At 60.8% G+C, this 13,189-nt stretch carries 10 protein-coding genes; 5 read left to right on the top strand and 5 right to left on the bottom strand.

Annotated elements, in window-relative coordinates:
* Positions 1-96 precede the first annotated feature (96 nt).
* Both ACQY1L_RS04830 and ACQY1L_RS04825 read right to left on the bottom strand, forming a co-directional pair.
* The gene (locus ACQY1L_RS04830; protein ID WP_430243069.1) at positions 97-1,332 is read right to left on the bottom strand and encodes an MFS transporter; all 1,236 of its coding nucleotides are present in this window, start codon (positions 1,330-1,332) and stop codon (positions 97-99) included.
* A gap of 141 nt (positions 1,333-1,473) precedes the next feature.
* Entirely contained in the window at positions 1,474-1,956 is a 483-nt protein-coding gene (locus ACQY1L_RS04825; RefSeq protein WP_184653514.1) for a DUF2306 domain-containing protein, read from the bottom strand.
* Positions 1,957-2,058: 102 nt separating this feature from the next.
* Here ACQY1L_RS04825 and ACQY1L_RS04820 point away from each other — a divergent pair, with 102 nt between their 5' ends.
* The 3 genes from ACQY1L_RS04820 (at position 2,059) to ACQY1L_RS04810 (ending at position 8,182) form a co-directional block, all read left to right on the top strand.
* Entirely contained in the window at positions 2,059-2,865 is an 807-nt protein-coding gene (locus ACQY1L_RS04820) for a LytTR family DNA-binding domain-containing protein (protein ID WP_430243067.1), read from the top strand.
* Positions 2,866-3,017: 152 nt separating this feature from the next.
* Positions 3,018-6,506: a carbamoyl-phosphate synthase large subunit gene (gene carB, locus ACQY1L_RS04815; protein ID WP_430261975.1), complete on the top strand. Its 3,489-nt coding sequence runs from the start codon at positions 3,018-3,020 to the stop codon at positions 6,504-6,506.
* Between the two features lie 113 nt (positions 6,507-6,619).
* Positions 6,620-8,182: an MFS transporter gene (locus ACQY1L_RS04810; protein ID WP_430243827.1), complete on the top strand. Its 1,563-nt coding sequence runs from the start codon at positions 6,620-6,622 to the stop codon at positions 8,180-8,182.
* A gap of 4 nt (positions 8,183-8,186) precedes the next feature.
* Here ACQY1L_RS04810 and ACQY1L_RS04805 read toward each other — a convergent pair whose 3' ends face one another.
* The 3 genes from ACQY1L_RS04805 to ACQY1L_RS04795 form a co-directional block, all read right to left on the bottom strand.
* A complete protein-coding gene (locus tag ACQY1L_RS04805; protein ID WP_062576873.1) occupies positions 8,187-8,564 on the bottom strand; it encodes a DUF6693 family protein in 378 nt (125 codons plus the stop codon).
* Between the two features lie 100 nt (positions 8,565-8,664).
* Positions 8,665-10,116, bottom strand: coding sequence for a UdgX family uracil-DNA binding protein (locus tag ACQY1L_RS04800; RefSeq protein WP_430243825.1), 1,452 nt, complete (start codon positions 10,114-10,116; stop codon positions 8,665-8,667).
* Complete coding sequence (locus tag ACQY1L_RS04795; RefSeq protein WP_062455876.1) at positions 10,116-11,348, bottom strand: putative DNA modification/repair radical SAM protein; 1,233 nt, start codon at positions 11,346-11,348, stop codon at positions 10,116-10,118. The genes ACQY1L_RS04800 and ACQY1L_RS04795 overlap by 1 nt, the downstream gene beginning before the upstream one ends.
* A 242-nt stretch (positions 11,349-11,590) precedes the next feature.
* Between ACQY1L_RS04795 and greA the strand changes: the two genes are divergently transcribed.
* Positions 11,591-12,067, top strand: coding sequence for a transcription elongation factor GreA (gene greA / locus ACQY1L_RS04790; RefSeq protein ID WP_062457929.1), 477 nt, complete (start codon positions 11,591-11,593; stop codon positions 12,065-12,067).
* 63 nt (positions 12,068-12,130) lie between these two features.
* Positions 12,131-13,183, top strand: coding sequence for a glycosyltransferase family 4 protein (locus ACQY1L_RS04785; protein ID WP_430243823.1), 1,053 nt, complete (start codon positions 12,131-12,133; stop codon positions 13,181-13,183).
* Positions 13,184-13,189 lie beyond the last annotated feature (6 nt).

The following is a 13,189-nucleotide window of genomic DNA, read 5'->3' as shown; positions in this document are numbered from 1 at the left end:
CACCCCAGGTTCTAATAAGTTCGGTCGGAAATGATCCTTGACGACGATATAGAACAGGCCCGCCAAATATCCATGTCGGGATGTCAGGCTGTTGGCTCAGGCGACCCTGAGCTGCGCCTTGCTGGGCAGGAACACGGTAAGAAGACCGAGCGCCGGCAGGAAGGCGCAGATGGAATAGACAAAACTGATGCCCCTGTGGTCGGCGATGATCCCGAGCACGGCGGCGGCGATGCCACCCATGCCGAAAGCGAGCCCGAAGAAGATGCCGGCGATCATTCCCACCCGGCCAGGGACCAGCTCCTGCGCCATGACGATGATGGCCGGGAACGACGACGCCATCACCAGCCCAACGATACCCGACAGCACGATCGTCATCGGCAAATTCGCAAACGGCATCGCCAGCGTGAACGGCAGCACGCCGAGAATGGAGATCCAGATCACCACCTTGGAGCCGAACCGGTCGCCGATCGGACCGCCGATCAACGTGCCCAGCGCCGTCGCGCCCAGAAACACGAACAGCATGATCTGCGACGACTGCACGGTGACGCCAAAGCGCTCGATAACGAAGAACGTGTAATAGCTGCCGATCGCCGCCATGTAGATGTTCTTCGAAAAGGTGAGGATCGCCAGCACGACCAGCGCCACCATCACCGTGCGCCGCGGCAGGCTGTGAATACCGAGGCTCTTCTTGCGCCCCTTGTTGGCCAGCATATGCGCCTTGTACCAGCGCGCGACCCAGGAGAGGATGAGGATGCCGAGGAGCGCGATTGCCGAGAACCAGGCAACGCTGCCCTGCCCCATCGGCACGATGATGAAGGCCGCCAGCAGCGGCCCGATCGCCTGTCCGAAATTGCCGCCCACCTGAAAGGTCGCCTGCGCAAAACCATAGCGCCCGCCGGACGCAAGCCTCGCCACCCGCGACGATTCCGGATGGAACACCGCCGACCCGATACCGATCAGCGCAGCCGCCACCACAAGCATCAGATAGACATGCGAACCGGCGAGCAGAAACAGCCCCACAAACGTCGCCCCCATACCGATCGGCAGCGAGTACGGAAACGGCTTCTTATCGGTGATGATGCCGATCACCGGCTGCAGCAGCGATGCGGTGCACTGGAAGGCCAGCGTCAGAATGCCGATCTGCCAGAAGTCGAGATTGTAGTCGGCCTTGAGCATCGGATAGATCGCCGAGATCATCGACTGCATGATGTCGTTGAGCATATGGCAGAAGCTGACCGCAAAAATGATCGGCATCACCGTCTTGTCCGCCTGTACGGCGGAAGCCGCAGCTGGCGTGGAAGCTATAGCGGCTTTCGAAGTGGCATCGGCCATGGTTTCCTCCGCGCAAGCGGTCGCTATCGGAGGGCCGTTGCTGCAAGTATTTTTTCTAGTCTTGTAGCTAGTTCCGTAAGCCCTGTCTGTCCATGTCAGCCAGGCGCAGATCGGTACGGTTACCCGATTTTTTGGACCGAATTACAAACGGTGCCTGATCAGCCGATGCTGCAGGAAAAGCGCTGCGGCGATTGCCGCCAAGGTGACGAGCAGTATCCAGTTCGGTCCGCCGGAAAACACGACCGCGTTCATGATTCGGCCGGGAATGAAGGTGAACAGGCCGGCGATGACGATGCCGCCGAAATACATGCCTTTCACCGCCGCCTTGTGCAGGCGGATATTGCGAGCGCGCGCCGAGGCGATCGCCTGCCAGATGTTGAAGAGCACGAAGATCGAGAGGAGATGGATCGGGCCGAAACCGTAGACCAGATCGATACCGTGGATGAAGAAGCTCGACAGCGACGTCACGGCCATCAGCATCATCCAGATACGGCCGAGCAGCCGGTGTATCGGAGTGCCCTTGCGGTTCAGAAGGATGTAGGCGCCCAGCACGGCGGCCGGCAGGACGGCGGCGACGTGGATCTGCACGGCGATCGGGGCATCAAGAAGCGGCTGAAGGTTCATGACTGACACCTGTCGAAATCATCGGAAGATTGAAGTTGCGGCCTGTTTCGGCCATGACTGATGCGACCTCAATCCAAATGGCGCAGGCGACGGACAAACTTCGTGATTTACCCGTTTTTGAGTTCCACGCTTCGTGAATTGCAGCTCTTTGTCCGATCCTGGCGCTTCTGGACGACATTTGCGCTCGTCGTCCTGATCTTCGTTTTTACCGGCCCCTACGGCACTCTGGAGAGCATGACATTGGGCGTGCGGCTCGGCTACTGGCTGATCATCCACACCATCACCTGGGCGATCGCGATTTCGCTCTCCATCTCCGCCGAAGTGCTGTTGCGCATACATCTCAGCCATACACTCGCGCGCATGATGGTCGGCGCGCTCGTCGCTGCATTGCCGATCGGCTTTGCGCTCGGTGTGGTCAACTATGCGTTCCGTGGCTATTGGACCGAAACGGACGGCGGCCTGCAACGGGCGCTGATCGCCCTGCCGCTCTGCGCACTATTCTGTCTGCTCACCTACGTGGTCACGCACCGCCAGATCGCTGAGGTCTCGGTTCCTGCCGCCGCACCCCAGGCCTTGACGGGCTCACCGGCCTCCGAACCCCAAATCCTTAGCCGCCTGAAACCGTATAATCGTGGCGCATTGGTCAGGCTCTCGGTCGCGGATCATTACACGGACGTGGTGACGAGCCGTGGCCACGAACTCATTTTGCTGCGCTTCGCCGACGCGTTGAAGGAACTCGACGGCACGCCAGGTCTGCAGGTTCACCGTTCGTATTGGGTGGCTGATGCGCATGTGGAAAAGCTGAGACGCGACAAGGGCAGGCTTTTCGTGGTGATGAAGGATTGTCAGGAAATTCCCGTGAGCCGCCCCAACCTGGATGCGACACGAATGCGCTTCGGGCACCTTTGAGGAATCCTGTCGATTTGCTCAATTATGGGGTTCCGTTCCCCGGCACATTTCCCTATAAGCCGCGTCTAGCCAGAAAAAACATGCGCACGCCACCCGACCGGAGCTTCACGCCCCGTGCCGGTTTTTCGCGCAGAAAAAAGTGGATAGAGATCATGCCGAAGCGCCAAGACATCAAATCGATCCTCATCATCGGGGCGGGCCCGATCGTCATCGGCCAGGCATGCGAATTCGACTATTCCGGCACCCAGGCCTGCAAGGCGCTGCGCGAAGAAGGTTACCGGGTCATCCTGGTCAACTCCAACCCGGCAACGATCATGACCGATCCGGGCCTGGCCGACGCCACCTATATCGAGCCGATCACCCCGGAAGTGGTGGCCAAGATCATCGCCAAGGAACGCCCTGACGCGCTTTTGCCGACTATGGGCGGCCAGACGGCCTTGAACACCGCGCTGTCGCTGAAGAGAATGGGCGTGCTCGACCGCTACAATGTCGAGATGATCGGGGCCAAGCCCGCCGCCATCGACATGGCCGAGGACCGCGCCCTCTTCCGCGAAGCCATGAGCCGCATCGGCCTCGAAACCCCGAAGTCGATGCTGGCCAATGCCACCGACATCAAGGATGCCGACCGCAAGACGCACGAAGCCGAGCGCAACAAGGTCAAGGCCGAACTGTCCGGCGCCGAGCTCGACAAGGCGCTCGACGCGCTCGAAAACCAGTGGAACCTCGGCGAAACCGACCGCAAGCAGCGCTATATCAGCCACGCGATGGCGATTGCGGCACAGGCTATCGACGTCGTCGGCCTGCCCGCCATCATCCGCCCGTCCTTTACCATGGGCGGCACCGGCGGCGGCATTGCCTATAACCGCTCGGAATTCTTCGAAATCATCGGCGGCGGCCTCGATGCCTCGCCGACCACCGAAGTGCTGATCGAGGAATCGGTTCTCGGCTGGAAGGAATACGAGATGGAAGTGGTCCGCGACACCGCGGATAACTGCATCATCATCTGCTCGATCGAAAACATCGACCCGATGGGCGTCCACACCGGCAACTCGATCACCGTCGCGCCGGCCCTAACGCTGACGGACAAAGAATACCAGATCATGCGCAACGCATCGATCGCGGTCCTGCGCGAGATCGGTGTCGAGACCGGCGGCTCCAACGTCCAGTTCGCGGTCAATCCGGCCGATGGCCGTCTTGTCGTCATCGAAATGAACCCGCGCGTATCGCGTTCGTCGGCGCTCGCCTCCAAGGCCACCGGCTTCCCGATTGCCAAGGTCGCGGCCAAGCTTGCCGTCGGCTACACGCTCGACGAACTCGACAACGACATCACCGGCGGCGCAACGCCTGCCTCGTTCGAACCGTCGATCGATTACGTCGTCACCAAGATCCCGCGCTTTGCCTTCGAGAAATTCCCGGGCGCCTCGCCGGTCCTGACCACTGCCATGAAGTCGGTTGGTGAAGTCATGGCGATCGGCCGTACCTTTGCCGAATCGCTGCAGAAGGCGCTCCGCGGTCTCGAAACCGGCCTGACCGGTCTCGACGAGATCGAGATCCCCGGCATGGAAGAGGGCGAAGGCTCCAAGAACGCCATCCGCGCTGCCATCGGCACGCCGACGCCGGATCGTCTGCGCCAGGTCGCCCAGGCTCTCCGTCTTGGTCTCTCCGAAGCCGAAGTGCATGAAGCCTGCAAGATCGATCCGTGGTTCATCGCCCAGTTCAAGGCGATCGTCGACATGGAAGCGCGCGTTCGCGAACACGGCCTGCCCGCCGATGCCGAGAACCTGCGCATGCTGAAGGCCATGGGCTTCTCCGACGCCCGCCTTGCCAGCCTGACCAAGAAGCGCCCGAAGGAAGTCGCGGAACTGCGCAACGCGCTCAACGTGCGGCCTGTCTTCAAGCGCATCGATACCTGCGCTGCCGAATTCGCCTCGCCGACCGCCTACATGTACTCGACCTACGAGACACCGTTCGTGGGCGAACTGCGCTCGGAAGCCGAAGTCTCGACTGCGAAGAAGGTCGTCATCCTCGGCGGCGGTCCAAACCGCATCGGCCAGGGCATCGAGTTCGACTATTGCTGCTGCCATGCCGCCTTCGCTCTGAAGGATGCCGGCTACGAAGCGATCATGATCAACTGCAACCCCGAGACCGTGTCGACCGACTACGACACGTCCGACCGCCTCTATTTCGAGCCGCTCACCGCAGAAGACGTCATCGAGATTCTCCGCGCGGAACAGGAAAAGGGTGAAGTCGTCGGCGTCATCGTACAGTTCGGTGGCCAGACGCCACTGAAACTTGCCGAAGCGCTAGAAAAGAACGGTATCCCGATCCTCGGCACGGCGCCCGACATGATCGATCTTGCCGAAGACCGCGACCGCTTCCAGAAGCTGCTGATGAAGCTCGACCTGACGCAGCCGAACAACGGCATCGCCTACTCGGTCGAGCAGGCCCGCCTCGTGGCTTCGGAAATCGGCTTCCCGCTGGTCGTTCGCCCATCCTACGTTCTCGGCGGCCGCGCCATGCAGATCCTGCATTCGGAAAGCCAGCTGCAGAGCTACCTGCTCGATACGGTGCCGGAACTGGTGCCTGAGGACATCAAGCAGCGCTACCCGAACGACAAGACCGGCCAGATCAACACCCTGCTCGGCAAGAACCCGCTCCTGTTCGACAGCTACCTCTCCAACGCCATCGAAGTCGATGTCGACTGCCTCTGCGACGGCACCGACGTCTATGTCGCCGGTATCATGGAGCATATCGAGGAAGCCGGCATTCACTCGGGCGATAGCGCCTGCTCGCTGCCGCCGCGCACACTCTCGAGCGAAATGATCGACGAACTGGAACGCCAGGCAACGTCGATGGCCAAGGCGCTCAACGTCGTCGGCCTGATGAACGTCCAGTTCGCCATCAAGGACGGCACCGTCTACGTGCTCGAAGTCAACCCGCGTGCCTCGCGCACGGTGCCCTTCGTGGCCAAGACCATCGGCGCCCCGATCGCAAAGATCGCCGCCCGTGCCATGGCTGGCGAAAAGCTTGACGCGATCTTTGCGGCCTACGGCACCAAGCCCGATCCGCGCAACCTGAAGCATATCGCGGTCAAGGAAGCGGTCTTCCCGTTTGCCCGCTTCCCCGGCGTCGACATCCTGCTCGGACCGGAAATGCGTTCGACCGGCGAAGTGATGGGTCTCGATACGGACTTCGCGCTCGCCTTTGCCAAGAGCCAGCTCGGTGCAAGCGTCGAACTGCCCCGCGACGGTGCGGTCTTCGTGTCGGTCCGCGACGACGACAAGCCACGCGTGCTGCCGGCCATCCGCATGCTGAAGGAAATAGGCTTCAAGGTCATCGCCACCGGCGGTACCGCCCGCTTCCTCGCCGAAAACGGCATCGAGTCGACCAAGATCAACAAGGTCTTGGAAGGACGCCCGCATATCGAGGATGCCATCCGCAACCGCCAAGTCCAGCTCGTCATCAATACGACGGATTCAAACAAGGCGATCTCGGACTCGAAATCGCTGCGCCGTGCAACGTTGATGCAGAAGGTGCCGTATTACACGACGATTTCAGGTGCCGAATCCGCTGCGATGGCGATCAAGGCGCTGAAGGCCGGCAATCTCGAAGTGCGGACGCTGCAAAGCTACTTCGCATAACACTCTCCGACGGGCGCTTCAGGCGCCCGTTTTCTTTGCTGGCCCCCGCGGTTGCCCGACCCTGAGACGTGCGGTAAATCCGCAAGCCGATATCTGGGAGAGGAACGATGCAGATGCCGTCGCAACATCCGGGCCACGAGCCTGCCGGTCGCCGGGAATGGATCGGTGCCTGCGTCCTGTCGATCGCCTGCCTGATCTACTCGATGGACTTGTCCATCCTGTTTCTCGCCGTCCCCGCGATCGTTGTGGATCTCGATCCGTCGGCGTCCGAACTGCTCTGGATCAACGATATCTACGGCTTCATGGTCGCCGGCTTTCTCGTCACCATGGGCACGCTCGGAGACCGGATCGGCCGCCGCCGCGTGCTGCTGATCGGCGCATTCGCCTTCGGGATCGCCTCGGCGCTTGCCGCCTTCTCCTCGACAGCACAGGAACTCATCGCCGCCCGTGCGCTTCTCGGCATCGCCGGTGCGACGATCGCGCCCTCGACCCTGTCGCTGATCGTCAACCTCTTCAAGAACGAAGCCGAGCGCAACCGGGCGATCGGCATCTGGGGCACAGCCTTCGCACTGGGCGGATTGATCGGTCCGCTCCTCGGCGGCTTTCTCCTGCAGTATTTTCACTGGGGCTCTGTGTTTCTCATCAACATTCCGATCATGCTGGTGCTTCTGGTCGTCGCCCCGTTCCTCCTGCCGGAATACAAAAGCCCGGACAGTGCCAAGCTCGATCTCGTCAGCGTCGTCCTGTCGCTCGCGACCGTGCTGCCGGTGATCTACGGCTTCAAGCACATGGCGGCCGACGGCTTTCAGAGCCGGCATCTGATCCCGATCGCGATCGGGCTTGCGTTCGGCTACCTGTTCATCCGCCGTCAGAAGCGCCTGACGCAGCCTCTGATCGACCTCAAGCTGTTTGCCATCCCCGCGTTCACCGCCTCGCTTCTCGTCAATCTCGCGGGCATGTTCTTCGTCTTCGGGGTGTTTCTCTACCAGAACCTCTTCCTGCAGTTCGTGCTCGGCCTGTCGCCGCTCGAAGCCGCCCTCTGGTCGATCCCGTCATCGATCGTCTTTACCGTGATGTCGCTGCAGGCCTACCGTTTCACCAACCGGTTCGGCCCGGTCAACACCGTCCTCATCGGTCTCGTCATCAACGCGGCCGGCATGTTGTCCATGTCGATCGCCGCCTATTCCGAGAGCCTCTACGGCGTCCTCGGCTCGACCATGATCATCGCCATCGGCTTCGTGCCGGTCGTCCTGACGACAACCGGCCTGATCGTCGGCACCGCGCCGCCGGAACGCTCCGGCTCGGCCTCGGCGATTTCCGAAACCAGCGCCGAATTCGGCGGCGCCCTCGGTGTCGCCCTTCTCGGCAGCTTCGGGACACTGGTCTATCGCATTCTAATGGATGGCACGGATGTTACCGGCCTCGACCCTGCCCAGGCAGCGACGGTCAGGGCGACCATCGGCGGCGCCGTCGAGACGGCCCGCGGGCTCGGCGGAAGCGCTCTTCAGGCAGGCGAAGGCCCGGTCTGGCTGGAGGCCGCCCGGCAATCCTTCTCGACGGGTTTTGCCAGCTGCTGCCTCGTCGCCTCACTGGTCCTGCTTATCCTCGCAGCGACTGCTCGCACAATCTATGCCCGCGCCCATATCGACGAAAGCGCGATCGGCTCGGGGCACTGAGCTCTCAGATATAGACGAGCCTCGTCTTGTTGAAGCACAGCCGCAACGTGCGGAAGACGTAGAACACGAGACCGATCCCGAGCGTCACGATGGAGATCAGGATCCAGATCAGGATGTGACCTATCATCTCCGCCAGGTTGAGTTCACATTCGAGCCGGGCGATCCGCTGGCCGTCCCGGCCGATCAGGTAGGTCTTGTTGATGATGCTCTTGTAGAAGTAGTAAACCGCGAAGAACGCACCGATCCCAAGTGTCAACACACTGATGATCACCCAGAGTATGATATACCCGACCGCCTCCATTAGCGAATATTCGCACCGAAGCGTGGATCCGAAAGGTTGCGTCTTGAATGGCGGCGTGACCGCAACGTCTGTATTCGACATATTCCCCAGCTATAGTCTTGAGAGACCCCGCCGAATACAGCTTTCATTTCAAGACGAAGTCAATTGAAACCTGGGCCCGCCAATGAACCTGATGCTTCGCTTACGAAGCCAACCGTCCGATTGCCACGATATCCTCTTTGAACCGCGCCACCTCCTCCGCCTTTCGCCCCAGATCGGGGATGCGAAGCAGGTAGGACGGATGCACGGTGACAAACAGCATCCGACCGTTCTGCATGGCAATCGGCCTGCCCCGGACGTCCTCCAGCTTGTGGCGCATCTCGGTCAGTGAAAACAGCGCGGTCGCACCCATCGCGACGACCAGCTTGGGCTGCACCAGATCGAGTTCTTGGACGAGCCACCAGCGACACTGCTGCACCTCGCCCATATTTGGCTTCTGGTGAATGCGCCGCTTGCCGCGTGGCTCGTATTTGAAATGCTTCACCGCATTGGTGATGTAGAATTGCGTCCGGTCGATCCCGGCCGCGCTCACCGCCTCGTTGAACACTTTGCCCGCCGGCCCGACGAAGGGACGCCCGGCCAGATCCTCCTGATCGCCCGGCTGCTCGCCGACGATCATCACCTTGGCATTGACAGGCCCCTCGCCGAAAACCGTCTGGGTCGCCATGCAATGGAGGTCGCAGCGGGTGCAGCGACGTGCTTCATCCCGCAAGGCCTCGATTGTACCGGCGGTCGGCCCTTCTGGCGTGGGCACCCGTGCTGCGGCTTCCTGGATGCGATGGTGGAACGCCAGGGGTTCGCTCGCCGCCTTGCGTCCCATCTCGATCACACTTGCCTCGGCGCTGGCGATCATGCCCGGAATAAGCTCGGCCTCGGGCAGGTTCTTCCAGTACTTCTTCGGCATTTCCGACATCATCATCTTTACCTTCAGCCGCGCGGGGTTGAAGATGTTGGCATAGTACGTCCGCCACAGATCGTCCGTGTCGTCGCGAAGGTCTGGCTTTTCGGCGGGCTCATCGCTGGTCCGCAGGGTCTCGCCATCCCAGGAAGCCGAACCCTTGGGCGTCACGATCAGCCAGTCCATGTCGTTGAAACGACGCTGGAAAAACGGGGCCACACGGTCGATGATGAAATGATCAGGCTCGAACCAGGAAACAAAGCGCCGGCGTCCGGCAACACCCTCCGGCAGCGGGATTTCCTTGAAACGGACAAAGGCGGTCATCTTGTGATAGTCGCGGCCGATCGATTTCGACATCCGGTTTGCCGCAACCACATCCGGATCGGTCGCCATACCCAGAAAATTGCGCCCGTGCGCCATGCGAAACAGCATCCGGTAGAGAAGCGAGAACCGCGTCGGATCGGAATGGCAGATGACCGAGGCGGCAAGCTTCAGAAAGGCTGGAGGAACACCCTGCGTCACCGGCTTGTCGACAGGCGCAGGCAACTGGTTGCCGTCCAGCCCGAACAATCCGTCCGTGTCGTCCATCGTGCGCCACTCGACACGATCAGGTGCGATGCCGGCGGCGAGATAGGCACGCGCAGCATCGCGCCACTCGGTCAGATCGCCTCTCCCCCGCAACAAGACTCGGTACATCATAGAAGCGACAGCTGCTCCGGCTTTGGCTGGAACATGGATCGCAGATCGGCCCGGTCGGCAAGCTTGCGCGGTGTCCACCCTTCGCAGGTGATAAAGGGCTGTACCTTCTTCAGAGACACGCTCAGCCGCTTTAAATCCTCCAGACGCAGCTTGCGAAACCTGCGCGACGACAGGATCGCTCCGACGGTCTTGGTCCCGAAACCCGGCACCCGCAGCAGCGTCTCCTTGTCCGCCCTGTTCACATCGACCGGGAACTTGTCGCGGTTGCCGAGCGCCCATGCAAGCTTCGGATCAAGGTCCAGATCCAGCATGCCGTTTTCCGTCGACGCCGTAATCTCGCCGATCTCGAACCCGTAGAACCGGTAAAGCCAGTCAGCCTGATAGAGCCGATGCTCGCGCATCAACGGCGGCTTGATCAGCGGCAGTGTCTTCGACGAGTCCGGGATCGGACTGAAGGCGGAGTAATAGACGCGTTTCAGGCTGTAGCTGCCGTAAAGCCTGGCGCTCGTCCCGAGAATGGTCGCGTCGTTGGCGCCGTCTGCCCCGACGATCATCTGCGTGCTCTGGCCGGCAGGCGCGAACCGCTTGCGACGCTTGGTCTGCAGCGTCGGGTCGCGCATCTCCTCGATCTTCAGCCGCAGATCGCCCATCGAGCGACGAATATTGGCGGGCCGCTTTTCCGGCGCAAACTGGCTGATCCCGGCATCGGTCGGCAGTTCGATGTTGATCGACAGACGGTCGGCATAAAGCCCCGCCTCCTCGATCAGCTGCTGCGACGCTTCCGGGATCGTCTTCAAATGGATGTAGCCGCGAAAATTATGAACGGTCCGCAATTCCCGCGCGATCCGTACCATGTCGCCCATCGTGTGATCGGACGAGCGGATAATGCCCGACGACAGGAACAGACCCTCGATATAATTGCGCCGATAGAATTCCAGCGTCAGCCAGATAACCTCTTCAGGCGTGAACCGGGCGCGCTCGACATTGCTGGAGGAACGATTGATGCAATAGGCACAATCGTAGATGCAGAAATTCGTCATAAGGATTTTCAGAAGGGAGATGCAGCGACCATCCGGGGCATAGGCATGGCAGATGCCGGACCCCTCGGTCGAACCCAATCCGCCGGATACCGACGAATCTCTCTTCGATGTCCCGCTGGAGGCGCAGGAGGCGTCGTACTTGGCAGCGTCCGACAGGATCGCCAACCGTTCTTTCAGCGACTTCTTCATTAGTGCGTTCTCTATATGTTCTTTATGACTGCGTCAACTCGTTGACAAATCGAGGGACGTTTGATTCATTCAACTCCAGCTGGCGCATCTGACACCATTTCGATTTTCCTAGCGGGAGCAGTCGAAATTCTGTTATGATGCCCTAAATTCAGATGCTGCAGATGGTTCCGAAGTTACCGCTCCGGAACCTGTTTCTTTTTGTGTCCGCGGCATCCGCGGACATGCGCCTTAAGGACAAGAAAATGGTTGAAAAGGTACCGATGACGCCGAAGGGGTTTACCCAGTTGCAGGAAGAACTGCGCTGGCGCCAGCAGGAGGAGCGTCCCCGCATCATCGAAGCGATTGCGGAAGCGCGCGCCCATGGTGACCTTTCGGAAAACGCCGAATACCACGCGGCCAAGGAAGCCCAGAGCCACAATGAAGGCCGCATCGGCGAGCTGGAAGATTTCACGGCCCGCGCCGAAGTGATCGACCTCTCCAAGATGTCCGGTTCCACGATCAAGTTCGGCGCAACCGTCAAGCTGATCGATGAGGATACCGAAGAGGAAAAAACCTATCAGATCGTCGGCGATCAGGAAGCCGATGTGAAGGCTGGCCGCATCTCGATCTCCTCACCCATCGCCCGTGCCATGATCGGCAAGGAAAAGGGTGACAGTATCGAAGTCGTCGCCCCTGGCGGCTCAAAAGCCTACGAGATTCTCGCCATTTCCTGGGGCTGATCGCTCGTGGAAACGTCTGGCGAAGTCGCCACGGAGATGGGCAGCGGTATCGCTCCCGGCTCCGTGGTCGATATATCCGATATCGAAGTGATTGCGCCGAACTTCAAGAAGCGGCTCTCCGGCGTGACGTCCACGATCGTCCAACTGATTCCGGTGCAAAGGGCAAAGGGTCAGAAGATCGCGGTCTTGGGACCTGGCCTGCCCTCCCACCTTCCCCACATCCGCTATGCCGACCTTGCCGCGCTGTGGTCACCGCCATCAGGGCGGCGCGCCCGTGTCTGGCATGCCCGCCGCAATATCGAGATGCTGCCCGGCCTCTTCATGCGCGATGTGCTGCGGATGCCGCTGAAGCTATTGTTTACCTCCGCCGCGCAACGAACCCATTCCGCCTGGACGGGTTTTCTGATCAGCAAGATGGATGCGGTCGTCGCGACGTCTGCACGATCGGGTTCATACCTGAAAGTGCCCTATAAGGTGGTGCACCACGGCGTCGATCTCGATCTCTTCCGTCCCTCCGGCCCATCCGACCCTTCCTCCCCGGCAGATGATTTCGGCAAGCATCTGATCGGCTGCTTCGGGCGCGTTCGGCATCAGAAGGGTACAGACCTTTTCGTGCGTGCCCTGATCGAGCTGTTGCCGTCCTATCCCGAATGGACGGGCGTCGTCTGCGGGCGTGTCACGCCGGACAACAAGGTTTTCGGCGATGCGTTGAAAGCCGATGTCGCCATGAGCGGTCTGACAGATCGCATCCTGTTCATGGGCGAAGTGGACGACATCAAGCCTTGGTACCGTCGCCTGTCTCTGTATGTGGCACCGTCCCGCAATGAAGGCTTCGGACTGACGCCGCTCGAGGCGATGGCATCGGGAACCGCAGTCGTTGCAAGCGATGCCGGCGCCTATTCCGAAATGATCGTCGAGGGCGAGACCGGATCGGTTGTTCCGGCCGGCGATTACACGGCGCTTCGCGATGCGCTGCGCACCTATTTCGAAAACCCTGCACTGGCCCGCCAGCAGGGCTGGAGCGGTCGCGAGCATGTTCGCGTCGCCTTCGCTATCGAAAAGGAAGCCAACAGTCTGGCGGAAATCTACGAAACGCTTTTAGAGACTAGACCATGAAAACTT

The organism is Neorhizobium sp. DAR64862/K0K3 (assembly GCF_050500185.1).
In the GTDB taxonomy this organism is placed as follows: Bacteria; Pseudomonadota; Alphaproteobacteria; order Rhizobiales; family Rhizobiaceae; genus Neorhizobium; species Neorhizobium soli.
Note: the sequence above shows the minus strand (reverse complement) of the source record. Positions and strands in the feature narration are given on the sequence as shown.

Bases quoted from the DNA above. Each gene is read 5' to 3' on its own strand.
- ACQY1L_RS04830 (WP_430243069.1), bottom strand. From the start codon at position 1,332: ATGGCCGATGCCACTTCGAAAGCCGCTATAGCTTCCACGCCAGCTGCG.
- ACQY1L_RS04825 (WP_184653514.1), bottom strand. From the start codon at position 1,956: ATGAACCTTCAGCCGCTTCTTGATGCCCCGATCGCCGTGCAGATCCAC.
- carB (WP_430261975.1), top strand. From the start codon at position 3,018: ATGCCGAAGCGCCAAGACATCAAATCGATCCTCATCATCGGGGCGGGC.
- ACQY1L_RS04810 (WP_430243827.1), top strand. From the start codon at position 6,620: ATGCCGTCGCAACATCCGGGCCACGAGCCTGCCGGTCGCCGGGAATGG.
- ACQY1L_RS04805 (WP_062576873.1), bottom strand. From the start codon at position 8,564: ATGTCGAATACAGACGTTGCGGTCACGCCGCCATTCAAGACGCAACCT.
- ACQY1L_RS04800 (WP_430243825.1), bottom strand. From the start codon at position 10,116: ATGTACCGAGTCTTGTTGCGGGGGAGAGGCGATCTGACCGAGTGGCGC.
- ACQY1L_RS04795 (WP_062455876.1), bottom strand. From the start codon at position 11,348: ATGAAGAAGTCGCTGAAAGAACGGTTGGCGATCCTGTCGGACGCTGCC.
- greA (WP_062457929.1), top strand. From the start codon at position 11,591: ATGGTTGAAAAGGTACCGATGACGCCGAAGGGGTTTACCCAGTTGCAG.